This window comes from Amycolatopsis sp. NPDC004625 (assembly GCF_040609695.1).
GTDB lineage: Bacteria > Actinomycetota > Actinomycetes > Mycobacteriales > Pseudonocardiaceae > Amycolatopsis.
This window is the reverse complement of the sequence record NZ_JBEXKX010000006.1, coordinates 270,519-289,562: the sequence shown is the minus strand read 5'-3', so window position 1 is coordinate 289,562 and position 19,044 is coordinate 270,519. Positions and strand designations below refer to the sequence as shown.

Here is a 19,044-nt window from a genome sequence, read left to right as displayed (position 1 = left end):
CGCCCCAGGCTTCGCAGTCTGCCGCGGCTGTCGTGAGTGGTAAGGCGGGTTAGAACCCGCCTTACCACTCACGACCGGTCAGACGCGGGTGACGGTCAGCGAGTCACCGGCTTCGAGCTCCGGGCTGTCGACGCGCACCGTGTCGCCGTCCCTGACCTCGCCCGACAGCAGCTCCTTCGCCAGCTTGTCGCCGATCGCCGACTGGACCAGCCGTCGCAGCGGGCGGGCGCCGTAGATCGGGTCGAAGCCGTTGAGCGCGAGCCACTCGCGGGCACCGTCGGTGACCTCCAGGTTCAGCCGGCGCTGGGCCAGCCGCTTGGCGAGCTTGGCCACCTGGATGTCCACAATGGACGTCAGCTGCTCGGTGCCGAGCGAGTGGAACACGACGATGTCGTCGAGCCGGTTGAGGAACTCCGGCTTGAACTGCCGCTGCACCACCTCGAGCACCGCGTCCCGCCGCTGCCGCTCGTCGAGCCCGGGGTCGGCGATGGCCTGCGAGCCGAGGTTCGACGTCAGGATCAGGATGGTGTTGCGGAAGTCCACCGTCCGGCCCTGTCCGTCGGTCAGCCGCCCGTCGTCGAGGACCTGCAGCAGCACGTCGAAGACGTCCGGGTGGGCCTTCTCGACCTCGTCCAGCAGCACCACCGAGTACGGGCGGCGCCGGACGGCCTCGGTGAGCTGGCCGCCCTGGTCGTAGCCGACGTACCCGGGCGGGGCGCCGACCAGGCGCGCCACCGAGTGCTTCTCGGCGTACTCGCTCATGTCGATGCGCTGCATCGCGCGCTCGTCGTCGAACAGGAACTCCGCCAGCGCCTTGGCCAGCTCGGTCTTGCCGACACCGGTCGGGCCGAGGAACAGGAACGAGCCGGTCGGCCGGTCGGGGTCGGCGACGCCGGCCCGGCTGCGGCGCACCGCGTCCGCGACGACCTGCACGGCCTCGGGTTGCCCGATGACGCGCCGGCCCAGCTCCTCCTCCATCCGGAGCAGCTTGCCGGTCTCGCCCTCCAGCAGCCGGCCGGCCGGGATGCCGGTCCACGCGCTGACCACGTCGGCGACGTCGTCCGCGCCGACCTCTTCCTTGAGCATGACGTTCTGCTGGCTGGCCTCGCTTGCCGCGGTGGCCGCTTCGAACTCCTTCTCCAGCGCGGGGATCCGGCCGTAGCGCAGCTCGGCGGCCTTGCCGAGGTCGCCGTCGCGCTCGGCGCGCTCGGACTCGCCGCGCAGCTGCTCGAGCTGCTCCTTGAGCTCGCGAACGCGCTCGATCGAGCCCTTCTCGTTCTGCCAGCGCGCGGTCAGGGCCGTCAGCGTCTCGCGCTTCTCGGCCAGCTCGGCCCGCAGGTTGTTGAGACGCTCCTTCGAAGCGGCGTCGCTCTCCTTCGCGAGCGCCATCTCCTCGATCTCCAGGCGACGCACCGCGCGCTCGACCTCGTCGATCTCCACCGGCCGCGAGTCGATCTCCATGCGCAGCTTGGACGCGGCCTCGTCGACCAGGTCGATCGCCTTGTCCGGCAGGAAGCGCGCGGTGATGTAGCGGTCGGACAGCGTCGCGGCGGCGACCAGGGCGGCGTCCGTGATCCGGACCCCGTGGTGCACCTCGTAGCGCTCCTTGAGGCCGCGCAGGATCGCGATGGTGTCCTCCGGCGACGGCTCGCCGACGAGCACCTGCTGGAAGCGCCGCTCCAGGGCGGCGTCCTTCTCGATGTGCTGGCGGTACTCGTCGAGCGTGGTCGCGCCGACCATCCGCAGCTCGCCGCGGGCGAGCATCGGCTTGATCATGTTGCCCGCGTCCATCGCGCCGCCCTCGCCGGTCGCGCCGGCGCCGACGATCGTGTGCAGCTCGTCGATGAAGGTGATGACCTCGCCCGCGGAGTCGGTGATCTCCTTGAGCACGGCCTTCAGCCGCTCCTCGAACTCGCCGCGGTACTTCGCGCCGGCCACCATCGACCCGAGGTCGAGGGCGACGACGCGCTTGCCGCGCAGCGACTCCGGCACGTCCCCGGCGACGATCCGCTGGGCCAGCCCTTCGACGATGGCCGTCTTGCCGACACCCGGCTCGCCGATCAGGACCGGGTTGTTCTTCGTGCGCCGCGACAGCACCTGCACGACGCGGCGGATCTCGGTGTCGCGGCCGATGACCGGGTCGAGCTCGCCGGCGCGGGCGCGGTCGGTGAGGTCGACGCCGTACTTCTCGAGCGCCTTGAACGTGCTCTCCGGGTCCGCGCTGGTGATCCGGGCCGAGCCGCGGACCTTGGCGAACGCCTCCTGCAGCGCGTCCGGCGTCGCGCCGTGCCGCTTGAGCAGGTCGGCGACCTGGCCGCCCTCGGTCGCGAGCCCGACGAGCAGGTGCTCGGTCGAGACGTACTCGTCGCCCAGCTCGGTGGCCAGCTTCTGGGCGCGGGTCAGCGACTTGACCGCGTTGGTGTCGAACTGCGGGCTCGACACGGTCGCCCCGGTCGCGGACGGCAGCGCCGCGATGAGCGGCTCCAGCTCCTTGTGCACCACCCCCGGGTCGGCCCCGACCGCGGTCAGCAGCGGAGCGGTCAGCCCCTCACCCTGCGCCAGCAGGGCGCCCAGCAGGTGGGCGGCCGCCACGTGCGGGTTGCCGGCCATGGTGGCCGCCTGCGCCGCGGACGAGATCGCCTGCTGGGTCTTCGTGGTCGGGTTGAAAGCGTCCATCCCTCACCTCATGCTCGGTACTTCAAAAGTCCTGGTGACAGGCCCTGACCGTGGCCTGACACTATCTCTAACGCACGAAAACTTGAGTCTGTTCCGCTCAACTTCGACCGGGAGCGACGGCGCTCGCCGGCAACCGCGAACCGAGCATGCCGAGCCCGGCCACGGCCAGGCCCGCGCACGCCCCGACCAGCACCCAGGGTAGCCAGTCGGCGACCGAGAACAGCGAGACCACGGCGGGGGCCAGCACCTGCGCCACGGTGAACGCGTACTGGTACGCAGCGAGATAACGTCCGCGGGCGACCGGTGGTGCCGCGGCTTCGGCGAGCGCCCCCGACCGGGGCCCGAAGACCAGGTCACCGGCCGCGAACACCAGCGTCGACGCCAGCAGGTAGGCCACCTGCCAGCCGTCGGGCACCAGCAGCACGCCCAGGCTGACCACGCACCACACGGAGAACAACGCCGAACCGGCCCGCATCGCCGCGATCCGCGTCAGCCGGGCGGTGAGCTTCAGCGCGAGCGTGCCGCCGACGCTGGTCACCACGGTGAGCAGGGCGAGGATCGCGCCCGGCAGCCAGGCCGGGCCGTGCAGCCGGTCGAGCACGAACACCGGCGTGCCGATCAGGAAGAAGTCCAGCGACAGCCCGAAGAGCCCGCTGAAGAGGATCAACGCGAGGTACGGCCGGTCGCGCAGCACCCGGACCGACCGTTCGCGCTCCTGCCGGTGCGGCCGCCCGAGCCGGACGAAGAAGACGAGGATGGACGCGGCCGCGAAGAACGTCAGCGCGTCCACGGCGAGCGCGATGCGGTAGCCCGTGTTCCCGAGCCACGTCAGCAGCAGGCCGGCCGCCAGCCCGCCGAGGCCGAAGCAGGCGGCCCGCACCATCCCGACCTCGGCGAACGGCCGATCCTTCGGGACGTCGCCCGCGACGTCGGCGATGAGCACGAACAGGGAGCTGTAGAACAGCTGCTGCCCGGCGGACAGCAGGACGGCGGCCGCCATCACCGGGCCCGCGCCGTCGGCGAGCAGGTACGCCCCCGCACCCGCGGCCTGCAGCAGCTGGGCGCCGACCACCACGGCGCGGGGTCCGACGCGGTCCACGAGCCGCCCGGCGAGCGGCGGGATGACGAGCCCCCCGACGGCACCGAGGGTGACCGCGGTGCCGGCCACGGCCAGCGGCACCCCGACCACCTGCGTCACGTAGACCAGCGCCAACGGGAGGAACAGACCCGAGCCGAAGTTGTCGATCCCCAGCGCGCACAGCAGTGCGACCCGGTCACGCCTCACCCACCGACGTTAACGCCGCGGAATGCTCCTAGGTCAGGACCGAACGGACAGTTTCGAGGGAGCAAAAAGCCACTTCGGGTGTGCCCGTGCGGACCCGCGTCACTTGTTCGTGTCAGCGAGGCAGGCGGCGCTGCCGAGCGCGCGCCGGAGGTCGGTGTTCATCTCCGCGAGCCGCGCGGTGAGGTCGCTGACGCGCTCGTCGTCCCAGCCGCCGAGGGCCTTCTCCATGAACTCGACGTAGTTGACGCGCCAGCGGGCGAGCTCGGCCCGGCCCTTCTCGGACACGCTCACCAGCGACGCCCGGCCGTCCTCGGGCGCGGGACGGCGGTCGACCAGCCCGGCGGCGGAGAGCTGGGTGATCTGCCTGCTCACGACCGAGAGGTCGACGAACCGGCGTTTGGCCAGCTCGGACGGCCGGGCCTCGCCGTTCTTCGCCAGGTCGGACAGCAGCATCGCGGCCGCCGGGTGCAGCCCGGGCTCGCTCTGCCAGGCCTGCATGATCCAGGCGTGCTGGAGCTGGGAAGCGGTCTTCAGCTCGCGCATGAGCTCGACCCGGACGTCGTCGTCGGTGTCGTCGAAGCCCATCGGAACCTCCCTTAGTTGTGCCATACAAGTTTATTGCCGGACGCTTGCTCGGGACAACCATCTCGCCGGTGAGGTCGCCCACGCCCGATCGGCGGTGATACACCCGGTCGGAGCAACAATGCGGGCAAAAGGGCGCCCGGCCGCTACCCTGCGGACGGGTGGTGCGCGCGGCGCATTCCGGTGACGTCGAGTGACGAGGTGGCAGCAGTGGTACAGGACCCAGGAGGCGGTCCCCGACCCGTGAACAACCTCCCATGACAGCGGATTCCGTCAGCCCGCTCCCCAGGTCTTCGGCCCCGCGTGAAGCCCCCGCGGCCGTCACGGCGATGGTCCGGCTCATCCGGGACAGCTGGGCCAGGTCGGAGCCCTACATCGCGGACATCTCGCAGTTCTTCTACGGGATGCTGTTCACCCTCGCCCCGACCACGCGCGACTTCTTCCCGATCAACATGGAGATCCAGCGCGGCCGGCTGGTCCGCGCGCTGGTGCACATCGTGCAGATGGTCGACCGGCCCGACGACCTCGCGCCGTTCCTGCGCCAGCTGGGCCGCGACCACCGCAAGTTCGGCGTGGTCCCGCGTCACTACGAAGCCGTCGGCACCGCGCTGCTCGCGTCGCTGAAGAACCACCTCGGCCGGGAGTGGACGCCCGAGGTCGAGCGCGCGTGGGCCGAGGCGTTCACCATCGCCGCGCGGGCCATGCAGGACGCCGCCGCGTCCGACACGAACCCGCCGTCGTGGTCGGCCACCGTGGTCGAACACCGGCGGCTGACCTGGGACCTGGCCCTGGTGCGCCTGGTGCCCAGCCAGCCCCTCCCGTACCACCCGGGCCAGTACGTGAGCGTCGAAGTGCCGCAGCGGCCGCGGCTGTGGCGGTACCTCTCGCCGGCGAACGCGCCGCGCGAGGACGGCGGCATCGAGTTCCACGTCCGCGCCATCGACGGCGGCTGGGTGTCCCGCGCCATCGTCAGCCACACGCAGCCCGGGGACGTCTGGCGGCTCGGCCCGCCGCTGGGCCGCCTGACGGTCGACCGCGAGTCGTCGCGGGGCGTGCTGATGGTGGCCGGCGGGACCGGGGTCGCGCCGGTGCGGGCGATCCTCGACCACCTCGCGCTGTGGGGCGAGAACCCGAAGACGCACCTGTTCTACGGCGGTCCGGCGCGTGAGGACCTCTACGACCTCGAAGAACTGCGCGCGCTCGCAGCCACGAACCCGTGGCTGAACGTGACGCCGGTGGTGGAACGCGGCGGTGACGTCCCCGGGTTCGAGCAGGGCACGCTGGCCGAAGCCGTCACGCGGTACGGCGCCTGGCCCGGCCACGACATCCTCGTGTCCGGCTCGCCGGCGATGATCCGCGCGACGGTGTCGCGGATGCTGGTCGCGGGCAGCGCGCTGGACCAGATCCAGTACGACCCGTTCACGATCGACTAGCACGGCGCGGCCGGGTCGTTCCGGCGCGCAATTTCGTTACGCTTCGAGAATCAGCAACGGGTAACGGATTTTTCCGGCAGCCGTGATCATTTTTACGCTATGCCAGGCGGGGTTGACCGCGCGTGGCCGAATTGCTCCGTTCGAGCGGGAACGCGCGTAATCCCGCGCATCTGCACGGGAATTCGCCTACAGTCGGGAACCCTCGGGGGCGGCACCGCACAGCGACGCCGCGTGCACGGTCGCAAAAAAGCCTTTGCAGGACTGGAGATTACCGTTCCCGATGAGTGCTGAATCCGTGAAGGTCTCCGCAATGCCCGAACCGCTGCCCGTTTCGGCCGTGGAAGGTCGTGAACTGGCCCGGTTGATTCGTGAAAGTTTTGCGGAGATCGAACCGAAAGCCGACGAACTGGCGCAGTACTTCTACGGCGCGTTGTTCGTGGTCGCGCCCGATTGCCGCGACCTGTTCCCGGTCACCATGACCACCCAGCGGAGCCGGCTGCTGCGCGCGCTCGTGTACGTGGTGCAGATGGTCGACCGGCCCGACGAGCTGGCCACCTTCCTCGGGCAGCTGGGCCGCGACCACCGGAAGTTCGCCGTCGTCGCCCGCCACTACGACGCCGTCGGCGTCGCGCTGATCGCCGCGCTCAAACGATTTCTCAAGGAGAAGTGGACCCCCGAGGTGGAGTCCGCGTGGACGACGGCCTACGGGCTCATCGCCAAGACCATGCGCGAGGCCGCCCAGGCGGAGACCGGGCCGGCCGCGTGGTCGGCGACCGTGCTGGAGCACCGGAAGCTCTCCCGCGACGTCGCGCTGGTGAAGGTGCGCACCGAGGGCCTGCTGCCGTACCGCTCGGGCGGGTACGTCAGCGTGGAAGTGCCGCAGCGCCCGCGGTTCTGGCGGTACCTCTCGCCGGCGAACGCGCCCCGCGGCGACGGCCAGCTCACCTTCCACGTGCGCGCGGTGCCCGGCGGCTGGGTCAGCGGCAGCATCGTCAACCACACGCAACCGGGCGACGTCTGGCGCCTCGGGCCGTCGATGGGCGTGCTGAACGTGCGTCCGACCTCGACGAAGCGGCGGCTGCTGATGATCGGCGGCGGCACCGGCATCACGCCCCTGCTGGCGATCCTCGACGACCTTTCGCGCTGGAAGCGGAACCCGCCGGTGCACCTGTTCTTCGGGGGCAAGCGGCCGGAGGACCTGTACGCGCTGGACGAGCTCCGCCGGCTGGCGGCGACGTCGAAGTGGCTGACGGTCACCCCGGTCACCGAGGAGGGCGCGCTGGCCGGCGGCGACCGCGGGACGCTCGCCCACGCCGTGACCCAGCGCGGCACGTGGCGGAACCACGACGTCCTCGTTTCCGGTTCGCCGCCGATGATCCAGGCGACCGTCGCGAAACTGCTGGCCAAGGGGATCGATCTGGAACGAATATCGTACGACCCGTTCACGCTGGACTGAGCTTTGTCCGGAATGCGCTGAGAGACTCTCAGCGGGACGCGCCGGACCGGGAGTTTCTCGCTATCTTCACCGATATGGAGATGACTATTCCGGTTTCGGACGGCACGATCGGCGGCTACCTCGCGGAACCCGGGGGTGCCGGGCCGCACCCGGGCGTGGTGCTCATCCACGACGCGTTCGGGCTGAGCCAGGACACGAAGAACATCACCGACCGCTTCGCCCGCGAGGGATATCTCGCGCTCAGCCCGGACCTCTATTCCCGCGGCGGCATGCGCCGCTGCGTGCGGCAGGTGTTCACGGACATGTTCGCCCGCCGGGGTCGTTCGTTCGACGACATCGAGGCGGCCCGCACGCTCCTGACCGGCCGGGAGGACAGCTCCGGCCGGGTCGGCATCGCCGGCTTCTGCATGGGCGGCGGCTTCGCGCTCGTCGCGGCGTCACGCGGCTTCGAGGCGTCCGCGCCGTACTACGGGCAGCTGCCGAAGAACCTGTCGGTGCTCGACGACGCCTGCCCGATCGTCGCGAGCTTCGGCAAGAAGGACTTCGGCCTGCGCGGCGCCGCGGCGAAGCTCGAGACGGCGCTCACCGAGCGTGGCATCCCGCACGACGTCAAGGAGTACCCGGACGCCAGCCACGGGTTCGCCAACAAGATCAACACTGCGGCGCCGCTGAACCTGCTGCTCAAGGTGGTCGGCTTCACCTACCACCACGAATCGGCCGAAGACGCGTGGCGCCGGGTGACGGCGTTCTTCGGCGAACACCTGCAGCAGCCGGCCCCACCTTCGCACTGAGCCGGACGGAGCAGCGAAATCGTCGAACGGCGGTAGTTCGTTGACCGTTGTGTACGAATCGACTTATGGTCTAGACCACATCTTCCCCGGATGTGCTCGTTCGTCCTTCCTGGCGGAACGACGCTGTTCCCCTTCGAGGAGCCGAAAATGACCTGGAAACGCAAGCTCTTCGCGGCCGCGTCCGGTGCCCTGCTGGCGCCGGTGCTGGTCGTCGTCCTCCCCGCCACCAGCGCGAGTGCCCACGGTTACGTGTCGGATCCGCCCAGCCGGCAGGCCAACTGCGCGGCCGGCAAGGTCCCCAACTGCGGCGAGATCATCTACGAACCGCAGAGCGTCGAAGGCCCGAAGGGGCTGCGCAGCTGCAACGGCGGCCTGTCCCAGTTCGCCGAGCTGGCCGACGAGTCGAAGCCGTGGCCCGCGAAGTCGGTGGGCACCACGGTGACGTTCAACTGGGTCTTCACCGCCCGGCACTCGACGTTGAGCTACGAGTACTACGTCGGCAACACCCGCGTCGCGCTGTTCAACGGCAACAACCAGCAGCCGCCGTCGACGCTGTCGCACACGGTGAACCTGGCCGGGTACTCGGGCCGGATCAAGGTGCTGGCCATCTGGAACATCGCGGACACGGCCAACGCGTTCTACAGCTGCATCGACCTGCAGGTCGGTGGCGGCGGCCCGACCACCACCCCGCCGCCGACCACCACGACGCCCCCACCGACCACGACCACCCCGCCCCCCACCACGACGACCACCCCGCCGTCCAGCGGAACGTGGTCGGCGGGCACGGCGTACAAGGCCGGCGACGTCGTGACGTACAACGGCGTGAGCTACCGCTGCCTCCAGCCGCACACGGCGATCGCGGGCTGGGAGCCGCCGAACACCCCGGCGCTGTGGCAGCGCCAGTGAGGTTGGTCCTGGCCGTCGTCGCGCTGCTGCTGACCGGATGCGGCAGCGGCACGACGGCGGCCACCCCGCAGCACAACGCGGCCGACGTGATGTTCCTGCAGATGCTGATCCCCCAGAACGAGCAGGGGATCGAGATCGTGCGGCTGGCTGCGGCCCGCCCGGTCCCGGCGGCGGTGAAGGAGCTGGCGAAGGCGATCGAGGTGACGCAGCAGACCGAGGTGACGGACATGCGCCGCTGGCTGGCCGAGTGGAACCAGCCGGAGACGGTGGCCCCGGAGGCCCACGCGGGCCACGGCGGCATGAAGATGACGTCGCCGGACCTGGTGGGAGCGCTCCGGACGGCACCGGACAGCGAGTTCACCCGCCGGTTCCTGGACGTGCTGACGGGCCAGCAGCAGGGCGCGGTCGAGCTGGCCCAGACCGAGAACGGGACCAGCGGCGGGGTGAACGCCCAGGCCCGGGACCTGGCACGGCGGGTGATCGAGTCGCGGACCGCCGAGGTCAAGCAGCTGTTGAACGTCAAGACGTAACCCGCGGCGCGGCCGCGAGCAGCCGGGAGGGACTGCTCGCGGCCCCACTACGCGAAAAGGCCTCCCCGGTCGCCCGGGGAGGCCTTCGTCGGCTGGTCGTCAGCGGCGCTTGGGCCGCCAGACCACCAGCGCCGTCTGCTGGTTGAGCGGCACCAGGTCCCGGCGGTAGGACGCGTGCGCCGCCGCCGTCGCCTGTTCCGCCGCCACGTACGCCGCCGCCAGCTCCTCGGTCAGCTCGGTGATGCGGGCCCGGAGCGCGTCTACCTGGTTCTCCAACTCGATGATGCGCTTGATGCCCGCCAGGTTGACCCCGTCCTCCTGCGACAGGCGCTGGACCTCGCGCAGCAGCGCGATGTCCCGCATCGAGTAGCGCCGCCCGCCGCCGGCCGTGCGGCCCGGTGACACCAGGCCCTGGCGGTCGTACGTGCGCAACGTCTGCGCGTGCATCCCGGCGAGCTGGGCCGCCACCGAGATGACGAACACCGGGGTCTCCTCGTCCCCTTCCTGGGGAATCCCGCCGAACACCACACTCACCTACCTTGCAGCAGCTCGGTGATCTCGGGCCGGGGGTCGTGCCCGGCCATCGCCTCGGCGTACGCCTGCAGTGCCTCGCGCGCCTTGTCGTCCAGTTTGGCGGGGATCGCCGCCTGGAGGGTGACGAGCAGGTCACCCTGGGCGCCGTCGCGCTTGGCGATGCCCTTGCCGCGTACGCGCAGCACCCGCCCGCTCGCCGTGCCCGGCGGCACCTTGAGTGAGACCTTGCCTTCCAGCGTCGGCACCGTGATCGTGGTGCCGAGCGTCAGCTCCGTGAAGTCCACCGGCACGGTGATCGTCAGGTCGAGCCCCTTGCGCCCGAACAGCGCGTGCGGCGCCACGTGCACCCGGACGTACAGGTCGCCCGCCTGCGCCCCGCCGCGGCCCGGCTCGCCCTGGCCGGCCAGCCGGATGCGCTGGTCGTCGTCGACGCCCGGCGGGATCCGGACGGTCAGCGTGCGGGTCCGCGTGCTGATGCCTTCGCCGCCGCACTCCGGGCACGGGTCGTCGATGATCGTCCCGCGGCCGCGGCAGTCGCGGCACGGCTCCGAGAACGCGAACGCACCCTGGCTGCGGCTGACCAGTCCCGAACCGGAACAGGTCGGACAGGTCCGCGGCGAGGTGCCCGGCCGGGCCCCGTTGCCGCTGCACGTCGCGCAGGTCGCCGGGCTCGACAGCCGCAGCGGCAGGGTCGCGCCCTTGACCGCCTCGGTGAAGTCGATCCGGACGTCCGTCTCGACGTCGGCACCGCGCTGCGGCCGGTTCGCCGTCGCGCCCGCCGTCGTCCGGCCGCGGCCGAACAGCCCGCCGAGGATGTCGCCGAGCCCGCCGAAACCGCCCTGTTGGCCGGCACCGGCCTGGCCGAAGATGTCGCCGACGTCGAAGCTGCCGGTGCCGCCGCCACCGGGGAAGTTGAACCCGCCCCCGCCGCCGAACAGCCGCCGCGCCTCGTCGTACTCCTTGCGCTTGCTCGCGTCGGAGAGCACGCCGTAGGCCTCGGAGACGGCTTTGAACTTCTGCTCCGCTTCCGCGTTGCCGGCGTTCGCGTCCGGGTGGTTCTCCTTGGCCAGCTTCCGGTAGGCCTTTTTGATTTCGTCCGCGGTGGCGTCGGAGGAGACGCCCAGCTCACGGTAGAAGTCCTTACCGATCCATTCCCGTGCACTCATCGGGCGTCTCCTCCTCCCACTGGGTTTCCGCTACTGCTGCTGCTCATCGACTCCGCCGCCGAGTGGCAGCTCGCCACCGACGGACGGGTCCCCCGGGGCCGCGCCGGGCTCGTGGTCGGTCACGCCGACCAGCGCCGCCCGGAGCACGCGGTCCCCGAAGCGGTACCCGCGGCGCATGACCACGGTGACCGTCGGGCCCGCCACGTCCGGCGAGGTGTTGTGCTGCACGGCCTCGTGCACGCTCGGGTCGAAGGGCTCGCCCTCGGTGCCGAACGACTCGAGCCCCGCGCGCTGCAGGCCGCTGATCAGCTTGTCGCCGACCGCCTTGAACGCGCCGGTGAGGTCACCGTGCTGGTCGGCCCGCTCGAGGTCGTCCAGCAGCGGCAGCAGGTCGTTCACCACGGTCGCCTTCGCGCCGATCACGACCGCCTCGCGGTCGCGCTCGACCCGCTTGCGGTAGTTGGCGTACTCGGCCTGCAGGCGCTGGAGGTCGGCGGTGCGCTCGGCCAGCTCCTTCTCCACATCGGAGACGACCGACACCGAATCGTCCACAATGGACTCACCCAGCGAGGGGCCCGCGTGCTCCACGGGCGCCTCGTCGGGGTCCGGCGCGGCGTGGGCCGGACCGGGCGGGCGGACCTGCCCGGTCTGGGGATCCACCCGGCGCCGGTCCCGCACGACCACCGGCTCCTCGGGGCCGCGGCCCTGGTTCTCGGATTCGTCGTAGCTGTGGGTCACTTCTTCGGGTCCTCTTCGACGATCTCGGCGTCCACCACGTCATCGGCCTTGGCCTGGCCGCCGGCCGCACCGGCGTCCCCGGCCGCACCCGCACCCGCGCCGCCCGCGGCACCGGCCGCGGCGTCGGCGTTCGCGTTGGCGTACAGGGCGGTGCCCAGCTCCTGCGAAGCGGCGTTCAGCTTCTCGATCGACTCGCGGATCTTGGTCGAGTCGGTGCCCTTGAGCGCCTCGTTCGACTCGTCGATCGCGGACTTGACCTTGCCCTTGAGGTCCTCGGGCAGCTTGTCGTCGTTGTCCTTGAGGAACTTCTCGGTCTGGTAGACCAGCGTCTCGGCCTGGTTGCGGGTCTCGGCCTCTTCGCGCCGGGTCTTGTCTTCCTCGGCGTGCGCCTCGGCGTCCTTGACCATGCGCTCGATGTCGTCCTTCGGCAGCGCGGAGCCACCGGTGATCGTCATCGACTGTTCCTTGTTCGTGCCCAGGTCCTTCGCGGTCACGTGCACGATGCCGTTGGCGTCGATGTCGAAGGTGACCTCGATCTGCGGCACGCCACGCGGGGCCGGCGGGAGACCGGTCAGCTCGAACATGCCGAGCTTCTTGTTGTGCGCGGCGATCTCGCGCTCACCCTGGAACACCTGGATCTGCACCGACGGCTGGTTGTCGTCCGCGGTGGAGAAGATCTCCGAGCGCTTGGTCGGGATCGTGGTGTTGCGCTCGATGAGCTTGGTGAACACGCCACCCTTGGTCTCGATGCCCAGCGACAGCGGCGTGACGTCCAGCAGCAGGACGTCCTTGACCTCGCCCTTCAGCACACCGGCCTGCAGCGCCGCGCCGACGGCGACGACCTCGTCCGGGTTCACGCCCTTGTTCGGCTCGCGGCCACCGGTCAGCTCCTTGACCAGGTCCGACACGGCCGGCATGCGGGTGGAGCCACCCACGAGCACGACGTGGTCGATGTCGCCGACGGCGATGCCCGCGTCCCGGATGACGTTGTTGAACGGGTTCCGGGTGCGCTCGAGCAGGTCCGCGGTGATCTTCTGGAACTCGGCGCGCGAGAGGGTTTCGTCGAGGAACAGCGGGTTCTTGTCCGCGTCCACGGTGATGTACGGCAGGTTGATGCTGGCCGAGTTCGAGCTGGACAGCTCGATCTTCGCCTTTTCGGCTGCCTCGCGGATGCGCTGCAGCGCCATCTTGTCCTTGGTCAGGTCGATGCCGTTGGTGGCCTTGAACTTGTCGACCAGCCACTTGACGATGCGCTCGTCCCAGTCGTCACCACCGAGGTGGTTGTCACCGGAGGTGGCGCGGACCTCGACGACGCCCTCGCCGATTTCCAGCAGCGAGACGTCGAAGGTGCCACCACCGAGGTCGAAGACCAGGATGGTCTGCTCTTTTTCGCCCTTGTCGAGGCCGTACGCCAGCGCGGCGGCGGTCGGCTCGTTGACGATGCGGAGCACGTTCAGGCCGGCGATCTGCCCGGCTTCCTTGGTGGCCTGCCGCTGGGCGTCCTCGAAGTACGCCGGGACGGTGATGACCGCGTCGGTGATCGTCTCGCCCAGGTACGCCTCGGCGTCGCGCTTCAGCTTCATCAGCACGCGCGCGCTGATTTCCTGGGAGGTGTAGTTCTTCCCGTCGATCTCGGTCTTCCAGTCGGTGCCGATGTGCCGCTTCACGGACCGGATCGTCCGGTCGACGTTCGTGACGGCCTGGTTCTTCGCCGGCTGACCGGTCAGCACTTCACCGTTCTTGGCGAAGGCGACGATCGAAGGGGTGGTCCGGGAGCCTTCCGAGTTGGCGATGACCGTCGGCTCGCCGCCCTCAAGGACGGCGACGACCGAGTTGGTCGTGCCGAGGTCGATGCCGACCGCTCGCGCCATGGTGCTTCCTCCTGTGTACGGCTGCTATGTTCGTGACCTGCAGGTTCGTTCTCGCCTTGAGCGAGCCCCTGGCAAGTTTTATCGGGCCTCCGCGCACCTCGTCAAGCCGGACTTGAGTCGACTGCGCTCAACCTCTGTACCCAGCCTAACGAGGCTGTCGGCCTTCTTGTTCCCGACCCCGGTGGCTGATTGCGCTGTGACACCGATCACCGTCGGTGCGGTTCACCGGCAGGCCGCCCCAAGACCGGGCACGACCCCGCTCACCAGGTACCCCACCTCGGCCGCCCGCGCACACGCGGAGTTGAACAGCCCCGTGTGTCCGTCGTCATCGCGGGTCAGCAGGGCCGCGCGGTCGATGCTCGCCGCCAGGCCCCGCGCCCAGGACAGGGGTGTCGCCGGGTCGTGCGCGCCGCCCACCACCAGGATCGGCGGGGCGCCGTGGACCGGGTGCGGCTGCGGTGGGTTCTTCGCCGGGACCGGCCAGCCCACGCACCCGCTCGTCAGGTCCCAGAACTCCGAGTACCGCCAGCTGTGCGGGGCCGCCGTGCGGAGCAGCCCGGCCATGAACCCCATGTCCGCCGGACCGGTGAACGGCGCCGGGAAGTCGTGGCAGCCGATCGCCCGGTAGGCGCCGTAGATCGGGGTCAGGAACTGGTTCCGCTCGGTCAGCGCCCGCGCGTCCGGGAACTCGCCGCCGGCCGCGGCCAGCGCCTTGCCCAGGGCCGGCCATTCGTCCCGGATGTAGAGGTGGTTGTAGACGCCCGCCGACACCTCGTCGGCCGTCGCGGGACGCCCGAGGTCGCCGGACCAGATCGTGCCGCGAGCCGCCCGGGCCACGACGTCGTCGTAGAAGCGGAGGACGTCCTGGCCGTGCAGGGCGCAGTCAGCCGACCCACGGCACCAGCCCGCGAACCGGACCAGCGCGTCCTCGGTGGCCGCGGCCTCCTCGAGGATCGCCTGGCGCAACGGCCGCGCGTGGTCGACCGCGCCGTCGAGCACCATCGCCCGGACCCGGTCCGGGTGCTTCGACGCGTAGATCGCGCCCAGTTCGGTGCCGTAGGAGAGGCCCAGCCAGGAAATTCGAGGTTCGCCGAGCGCGGCCCGGATCGTCTCGATGTCCTCGGCCGCGCTCTGCGTGTCCGCGTTCGCCAGCAGCGGCCCGGTCCGGGCCAGGCAGTCCGCGCCCGCCTTCCGGTTGTGCGCGGCCAGCGCGTCGAACCCCGCCCGCGTCGACGGGAACCGGTCCAGCGCCGGGTCGAACAGAGTCGCGGCGTCGCACGTGATGCGGGGCGTGCTGAACCAGTCGCCGCGCGGGTCGAACCCCACGATGTCGAAGCGCTGCCGCAGCGGCGCCAGGTCCGGTGACGCCAGCCCGCCGAACTGCACGAACCCGACGCCGGAGCCACCCGGACCGCCCGGGTTCACCAGCAGGGAACCGATCCGATGAGCCGGATCGAGCGCGGGCAGCCTCGCCAGCGCGAGTTGTGCCGACCCCGGTTCCGGTCGTGTCCGGTCGATCGGCACCTCGACCGTCGCGCACTCCGCCGTCGGTTCCTGCTGCGTGGCACACGCGTGCCACGTCAGCACCGATGCGGCGGCGACGGCCGGTACCGCCGCCATGACCACGACCGCCAGCACGACCGCGGCAACCCGGCGCATGTCCATGATCCGTTTCCTCCCCCTGCACGCCGGCCTTCGGCGTGCTTCCTTCCTAACAGCGACCACCGACAAATCAGGAGCGGCGGCCGGTCCAGGAAGTGAGGAAGAAATCCGGGTTTCCTTGCTGTACAACGACTTCCGCCGGCGTGCCGACCCAAGAAGTCACTCGATAGTGGGAATCCACGGAGACCGGCACCCCCTGTGCCGGCGTCTCCGCGGACTCCCCGCGCGTGAAGCCCACGACGCCGAACGTCGCGATCGCCCCCAGCAGCGCGGCCACCAGCACGCGCCGTTCGATCCTGCCCATCGGAAAATGCCCCCGTAGTAAGAAGAAGAGGTCAGGCCGCGCGGACCGTGACGTTGCCGCTCTCGGTCGTCAGGTCCAGCACGTGCTGGGCGGTCCCGTCGTTGCGCACGCCGATGTCGCGGTGCCCGCTGTCGCTGCCGCCCTCGACGCGGTACGACCCGCCCGGCACGGTCAGGTCGATGCCGCCGCTCTCGGCGTGCACCTTCACGTCGTTCGCCCGCACCAGCGTGAATTCGACGCTGCCGCTGGAGGACGTCACGTCGACCGGACCGTTCACCTCGCTGCCGGTGATGCTGCCGGACTCGCTCTGCAGCTGGACCGGCCCGACGTTGGCCAGGTCGGTCGATCCGCTGTCCATCCGCAGTTTCACCGCGCCGGCCACGTCCTCGACCTTCGCGTGCCCGGAATCGACGTGGACGTCCACACTGGACATGTCGGCGACGTCCAGCTCGCCCGAGTCGATGTCCCCGGTCACCGGCACCCCCGCGGGTACGACGACCTCGAAGTCGACCGTGCAGTTCGTGCCGCACGAGCCGAGCACCAGCTGGTCGCCTTCGACGCGGTAGAAGGGCCCCGACGGCTTGCTGCGCCAGTGGTAGCCGACCTCCTGGCGCACCGTCGTCGCCCCCGAACCGGAGCGGATCTTCACCGACCCCGAGTCGGCTTCCAGCTTCACGCTGCGGATGGTCTGCGAAACGGTGTCGGTGTTTGCGAAATCCGAACCCCAGCCCCACCCGAGCGCGGTCGCCAGGCCGACGCCGATCAGGACGATGCCTCCCAGAGCCAGAAGCGGGCGCGCCATGGTCGTTGGTCCCCTCAGTGTTGTTTCCTCTGCGTGAAGAACGTTATGACGGGGTGAGCGGGCCGTACATGGGGGTAACCCCCCGAAAGACCCTGAGATCCCGCCCTGAGACGCAGGGGTGGCGCTCTGGGCCTAACCTGGCGCAAGTCACCGGTTCCGTGATCAGGAGGATCCATGCCGCAAGCACCCGGCCCGTACGAATCCCTGCCCGACGTGCCGTCCTTCACCCTCCGCAGCACCGACGTCGCCGACGGCGAAACCCTGGCCACGCCCCACCTGTCCGGCATTTTCGGCGCCGGCGGCGAGGACCGTTCGCCGCACCTGGCGTGGGAGGGCTTCCCGGCGGAGACGAAGAGCTTCGCGATCACCTGCTACGACCCGGACGCCCCGACCGGCAGCGGATTCTGGCACTGGGCGGTGTTCAACGTGCCGGTTTCGGTGACGGAACTGGCCTCCGGCGCGGGCGACGGCTCCGGTCTGCCGGAAGGAGCGGTGACGCTCAAGGGCGACGGCGGGGTCAAGCAGTTCCTCGGCGCGGCGCCCCCGCCCGGGCACGGCCCGCACCGCTACTACTTCGCGGTGCACGCCCTCGACCTCGACAAGCTGGAGGTGCCGGAGGACGCAACCCCGGCGTTCCTCGGCTTCAACATGTTCGGCCACACCCTCGCCCGCGCGGTGCTGACACCGGTGTACGAGAACAAGGGCTGAGTTTTCCCGGGCCCGGCGCCGTTGCGGATCGGCAACGGAGCCGGGCCCGTTTTTGTCGGACCCCGATGACACACTGCGCTCATGTCACCACCTATAGCGACACCCCGGTCGAGAGCGCTGGGGTTCGAGCGCACGGCGGCCGCGATCTTCAGCCGGCAGCCGATGCTGGTGCACGGACTGCTGCAGACGCCGGACTACGCCCGCGCGATCCTCTCGTACGGCGGTTCCCCCGCAGAGCTGGTCGAGCAGCGGTTGCACGTGCGCAGGGTCCGGCAGGCGGCCTTACCGGGCAAGAAGCCGAATGCGTGGAAGCCTCGCTCGCCCAGGTGGTGCGGATCCGCGACACGAAGGACCGCCCGGGCGGAACCCTCGAAACGTCCACCCGATCGTGGGACGCCCTCCTCACCGACCTGCGTTAGCGGACGAAGTTCCCCGCGTTGGGCCCCTCGCGCTCCAGGTAGTGGCCCTTGGTGTGCTCGTCGAAGCCGAACTGCCGGTACAGCCCGTGCGCGTCGGCGGTGTGGAGCATCCAGCGGAACCGGGCGCCGGGGCCGTTGTCGATCATCTCCCGCACGATCTCCTTGCCGAGGCCGGTGCCGCGGGCGGAGTCGACGACGAAGACGTCGGCGAGGTAGGCGGAGGAGACGCCGTCGGAGAACGCGCGGGCGAACCCCACCATCGAACCGCCGCGGTAGGCGCCGACGACCCGCCACGAGCCGCCGATCGCGGCTTCGACCTGCTCACGCGTGCGCCAGCGGCCCCAGTAGGCCTCGGTGGAGAGGAACTTCCACACCACGTCGAGGTCCAGCCGCGCGCGGTCGTCGTCGAGTTCGTAGTCGCCAAAGGTCCGCATGATCCGAAGCTAACCGAGCCGTCAACGCGGTTTCAGCAGGTAGTCGACCACCGGCCGCAGCTCCTCCGCTGACGGCGGCTCGTCGTCGATCAGGCCCTGGATGAGCAGCCCGTCGATGCCCGCGAGGAAGACCCGGAACGCCACTTCGTCGTCGTGGCGGACCATCGAGGTCAGGACGTCCAGCCAGCGCCGCGCGGCCGGGCGCAGCTCGGGCTTGCGCGCGGCCAGCAGGTAGAGCTCGTACTCGGCCATCGTGCGCCCACGCCGCGGCCCGAGTGCCTCGGCGAGCAGGCCGGCGACCTCCTCGGCACCGCGTGACCCGCGCGAACGCGCCCGGTCGATCATCCAGTAGACCTCGGTCGCCATGTCACGGGCGCAGGAGATGAGCGTCGCGACCAGCAGGTCGTCCAGCGACGAGAAGTGGTAGGTCGTGGACGTCGTCGGCACGCCGGCCTCGGCGGCGACCGTCCGGTGGGTGACGCCCGCGACGCCGTCACGCTCGATGATCCGCAGCGTGGCCTCGATGAGTTCGGCGCGCCGCTTCTCGCCCCGCGCCTTCCGGCCGTCGACTTGGAGCTTCACCATAGGGTGAAAACTACCTGGACGATCGTCCCGAAACAAAGAGCGACGTACACCACATCGGTGGGACTTAAGGCCACTCAACGGGTTACTCATCAGTAAGGACGGTTAGTCTCCCGGCACCACCACTGCTTTGACCAACGCAGTACCCGGACGAAAGGCACCCGA

19 protein-coding genes and 1 pseudogene are annotated in these 19,044 nt (G+C 70.3%); 8 read left to right on the top strand and 12 right to left on the bottom strand.

Features of this window, described 5'->3' with window-relative positions:
• Positions 1 to 78: 78 nt before the first annotated feature.
• From clpB to ABZW17_RS09680, 3 genes are all read right to left on the bottom strand, one after another.
• Positions 79 to 2,676 (bottom strand): ATP-dependent chaperone ClpB, encoded by a 2,598-nt coding sequence (gene clpB, locus ABZW17_RS09690; protein WP_354811484.1) that lies wholly within the window; start codon positions 2,674 to 2,676, stop codon positions 79 to 81.
• Between the two features lie 97 nt (positions 2,677 to 2,773).
• Positions 2,774 to 3,961, bottom strand: coding sequence for an MFS transporter (locus ABZW17_RS09685; RefSeq protein WP_354811482.1), 1,188 nt, complete (start codon positions 3,959 to 3,961; stop codon positions 2,774 to 2,776).
• A gap of 99 nt (positions 3,962 to 4,060) precedes the next feature.
• The gene (locus tag ABZW17_RS09680; protein ID WP_354811480.1) at positions 4,061 to 4,546 is read right to left on the bottom strand and encodes a MarR family winged helix-turn-helix transcriptional regulator; all 486 of its coding nucleotides are present in this window, start codon (positions 4,544 to 4,546) and stop codon (positions 4,061 to 4,063) included.
• A gap of 254 nt (positions 4,547 to 4,800) precedes the next feature.
• Between ABZW17_RS09680 and ABZW17_RS09675 the strand changes: the two genes are divergently transcribed.
• From ABZW17_RS09675 to ABZW17_RS09655, 5 genes are all read left to right on the top strand, one after another.
• On the top strand, positions 4,801 to 5,976 hold the full coding sequence (locus tag ABZW17_RS09675; RefSeq protein ID WP_354811478.1) for a globin domain-containing protein: 1,176 nt from the start codon (positions 4,801 to 4,803) through the stop codon (positions 5,974 to 5,976).
• Positions 5,977 to 6,286: 310 nt separating this feature from the next.
• Positions 6,287 to 7,432: a globin domain-containing protein gene (locus ABZW17_RS09670; RefSeq protein ID WP_354811476.1), complete on the top strand. Its 1,146-nt coding sequence runs from the start codon at positions 6,287 to 6,289 to the stop codon at positions 7,430 to 7,432.
• 74 nt (positions 7,433 to 7,506) lie between these two features.
• Positions 7,507 to 8,223, top strand: coding sequence for a dienelactone hydrolase family protein (locus ABZW17_RS09665; RefSeq protein ID WP_354811475.1), 717 nt, complete (start codon positions 7,507 to 7,509; stop codon positions 8,221 to 8,223).
• A gap of 147 nt (positions 8,224 to 8,370) precedes the next feature.
• Entirely contained in the window at positions 8,371 to 9,129 is a 759-nt protein-coding gene (locus ABZW17_RS09660) for a lytic polysaccharide monooxygenase (protein WP_354811473.1), read from the top strand.
• The gene (locus tag ABZW17_RS09655; RefSeq protein WP_354811471.1) at positions 9,126 to 9,659 is read left to right on the top strand and encodes a DUF305 domain-containing protein; all 534 of its coding nucleotides are present in this window, start codon (positions 9,126 to 9,128) and stop codon (positions 9,657 to 9,659) included. The genes ABZW17_RS09660 and ABZW17_RS09655 overlap by 4 nt, the downstream gene beginning before the upstream one ends.
• 99 nt (positions 9,660 to 9,758) lie before the next feature.
• Here the strand turns inward: ABZW17_RS09655 and ABZW17_RS09650 are convergent, their stop codons facing one another.
• From ABZW17_RS09650 to ABZW17_RS09620, 7 genes are all read right to left on the bottom strand, one after another.
• Positions 9,759 to 10,184 carry a helix-turn-helix transcriptional regulator gene (locus ABZW17_RS09650; RefSeq protein WP_354811514.1) on the bottom strand — a complete coding sequence of 142 codons (426 nt, stop codon included), beginning with the start codon at positions 10,182 to 10,184 and terminating at the stop codon, positions 9,759 to 9,761.
• A 5-nt stretch (positions 10,185 to 10,189) separates the two neighbouring features.
• Positions 10,190 to 11,359 (bottom strand): molecular chaperone DnaJ, encoded by a 1,170-nt coding sequence (gene dnaJ, locus ABZW17_RS09645; RefSeq protein ID WP_354811469.1) that lies wholly within the window; start codon positions 11,357 to 11,359, stop codon positions 10,190 to 10,192.
• 30 nt (positions 11,360 to 11,389) lie between these two features.
• Positions 11,390 to 12,097, bottom strand: coding sequence for a nucleotide exchange factor GrpE (gene grpE / locus ABZW17_RS09640; RefSeq protein WP_354811467.1), 708 nt, complete (start codon positions 12,095 to 12,097; stop codon positions 11,390 to 11,392).
• A complete protein-coding gene (gene dnaK / locus ABZW17_RS09635; protein ID WP_354811465.1) occupies positions 12,094 to 13,968 on the bottom strand; it encodes a molecular chaperone DnaK in 1,875 nt (624 codons plus the stop codon). Before dnaK ends, grpE begins: the two co-directional genes overlap by 4 nt.
• Before the next feature lie 222 nt (positions 13,969 to 14,190).
• The gene (locus tag ABZW17_RS09630) at positions 14,191 to 15,633 is read right to left on the bottom strand and encodes an alpha/beta hydrolase (protein ID WP_354811463.1); all 1,443 of its coding nucleotides are present in this window, start codon (positions 15,631 to 15,633) and stop codon (positions 14,191 to 14,193) included.
• A 67-nt stretch (positions 15,634 to 15,700) separates the two neighbouring features.
• Positions 15,701 to 15,934, bottom strand: a complete 234-nt coding sequence (locus tag ABZW17_RS09625; RefSeq protein WP_354811461.1) for a hypothetical protein — start codon at positions 15,932 to 15,934, stop codon at positions 15,701 to 15,703.
• A 31-nt stretch (positions 15,935 to 15,965) separates the two neighbouring features.
• Complete coding sequence (locus ABZW17_RS09620) at positions 15,966 to 16,736, bottom strand: DUF4097 family beta strand repeat-containing protein (RefSeq protein ID WP_354811459.1); 771 nt, start codon at positions 16,734 to 16,736, stop codon at positions 15,966 to 15,968.
• Positions 16,737 to 16,910: 174 nt separating this feature from the next.
• Between ABZW17_RS09620 and ABZW17_RS09615 the strand changes: the two genes are divergently transcribed.
• The 3 genes and pseudogenes from ABZW17_RS09615 (at position 16,911) to ABZW17_RS09605 (ending at position 17,863) form a co-directional block, all read left to right on the top strand.
• Positions 16,911 to 17,444, top strand: a complete 534-nt coding sequence (locus ABZW17_RS09615; protein ID WP_354811457.1) for a YbhB/YbcL family Raf kinase inhibitor-like protein — start codon at positions 16,911 to 16,913, stop codon at positions 17,442 to 17,444.
• Positions 17,445 to 17,525: 81 nt separating this feature from the next.
• Positions 17,526 to 17,687 (top strand): annotated as a pseudogene (locus ABZW17_RS09610) (Scr1 family TA system antitoxin-like transcriptional regulator); the annotation flags it as partial.
• Between the two features lie 62 nt (positions 17,688 to 17,749).
• Positions 17,750 to 17,863 carry a DUF397 domain-containing protein gene (locus tag ABZW17_RS09605; protein WP_354811455.1) on the top strand — a complete coding sequence of 38 codons (114 nt, stop codon included), beginning with the start codon at positions 17,750 to 17,752 and terminating at the stop codon, positions 17,861 to 17,863.
• Here the strand turns inward: ABZW17_RS09605 and ABZW17_RS09600 are convergent.
• The gene (locus ABZW17_RS09600) at positions 17,860 to 18,297 is read right to left on the bottom strand and encodes a GNAT family N-acetyltransferase (protein ID WP_354811453.1); all 438 of its coding nucleotides are present in this window, start codon (positions 18,295 to 18,297) and stop codon (positions 17,860 to 17,862) included. The genes ABZW17_RS09605 and ABZW17_RS09600 overlap by 4 nt on opposite strands.
• 21 nt (positions 18,298 to 18,318) lie before the next feature.
• Positions 18,319 to 18,879: a TetR family transcriptional regulator gene (locus ABZW17_RS09595; RefSeq protein WP_354811512.1), complete on the bottom strand. Its 561-nt coding sequence runs from the start codon at positions 18,877 to 18,879 to the stop codon at positions 18,319 to 18,321.
• Between the last annotated feature and the right edge of the window lie 165 nt (positions 18,880 to 19,044).

Excerpts from the sequence above, each read along its gene's own strand:
- clpB (WP_354811484.1), bottom strand. The coding sequence starts at position 2,676 with ATGGACGCTTTCAACCCGACCACGAAGACCCAGCAGGCGATCTCGTCC.
- ABZW17_RS09680 (WP_354811480.1), bottom strand. The coding sequence starts at position 4,546 with ATGGGCTTCGACGACACCGACGACGACGTCCGGGTCGAGCTCATGCGC.
- ABZW17_RS09675 (WP_354811478.1), top strand. The coding sequence starts at position 4,801 with ATGACAGCGGATTCCGTCAGCCCGCTCCCCAGGTCTTCGGCCCCGCGT.
- ABZW17_RS09670 (WP_354811476.1), top strand. The coding sequence starts at position 6,287 with ATGCCCGAACCGCTGCCCGTTTCGGCCGTGGAAGGTCGTGAACTGGCC.
- ABZW17_RS09665 (WP_354811475.1), top strand. The coding sequence starts at position 7,507 with ATGGAGATGACTATTCCGGTTTCGGACGGCACGATCGGCGGCTACCTC.
- ABZW17_RS09660 (WP_354811473.1), top strand. The coding sequence starts at position 8,371 with ATGACCTGGAAACGCAAGCTCTTCGCGGCCGCGTCCGGTGCCCTGCTG.
- dnaJ (WP_354811469.1), bottom strand. The coding sequence starts at position 11,359 with ATGAGTGCACGGGAATGGATCGGTAAGGACTTCTACCGTGAGCTGGGC.
- dnaK (WP_354811465.1), bottom strand. The coding sequence starts at position 13,968 with ATGGCGCGAGCGGTCGGCATCGACCTCGGCACGACCAACTCGGTCGTC.
- ABZW17_RS09630 (WP_354811463.1), bottom strand. The coding sequence starts at position 15,633 with ATGGACATGCGCCGGGTTGCCGCGGTCGTGCTGGCGGTCGTGGTCATG.
- ABZW17_RS09625 (WP_354811461.1), bottom strand. The coding sequence starts at position 15,934 with ATGGGCAGGATCGAACGGCGCGTGCTGGTGGCCGCGCTGCTGGGGGCG.
- ABZW17_RS09620 (WP_354811459.1), bottom strand. The coding sequence starts at position 16,736 with ATGGCGCGCCCGCTTCTGGCTCTGGGAGGCATCGTCCTGATCGGCGTC.
- ABZW17_RS09615 (WP_354811457.1), top strand. The coding sequence starts at position 16,911 with ATGCCGCAAGCACCCGGCCCGTACGAATCCCTGCCCGACGTGCCGTCC.
- ABZW17_RS09600 (WP_354811453.1), bottom strand. The coding sequence starts at position 18,297 with ATGCGGACCTTTGGCGACTACGAACTCGACGACGACCGCGCGCGGCTG.